The 391-nt window shown below is 45.5% G+C and carries 1 protein-coding gene; it reads right to left on the reverse strand.

All coding sequences use genetic code 11. The annotated features are described in order from the left end of the window. Positions 1–391: SH3 domain-containing protein (locus tag HMPREF2607_RS09310; RefSeq protein ID WP_186821393.1), on the reverse strand; the 391-nt coding region annotated here is incomplete at both ends.

Below are 391 nucleotides of genomic sequence, written 5' to 3' on the forward strand. Positions count from 1 at the left end.
GCTGCAATATCAACATAACGACGAGCACCACTTGCGGTCACGTATGAAAGCCATTGACGACCATCAGCTGTCAAAACCTTGTCATAATTTACACTCATGCCTTTGTCATAGTAGGCCAACTCTGGGCTTGAAACCTTAGCTTCTGCCTTGATTGACGCACGACTTGTGAAAGTATAAGTGCTTGATTCTGGCAGACTTGGTTTATCCGCTGGTTTCGCAACTGGTTTTGTTTCTGGCTTAGACTCTGCTTTAGCTACTGCAATGTCAACATAACGACGAGCACCACTTGCTGTCACGTATGAAATCCATTGACGGCCATCAGCTGTGAGAACCTTATCGTAGTTTACACTCATCCCCTTGTCATAGTAGGCCAACTCTGGACTTGAAACCT

It is taken from the genome of Streptococcus sp. HMSC078H03 (genome assembly GCF_001808655.1).
Classification (GTDB): domain Bacteria; phylum Bacillota; class Bacilli; order Lactobacillales; family Streptococcaceae; genus Streptococcus; species Streptococcus salivarius_G.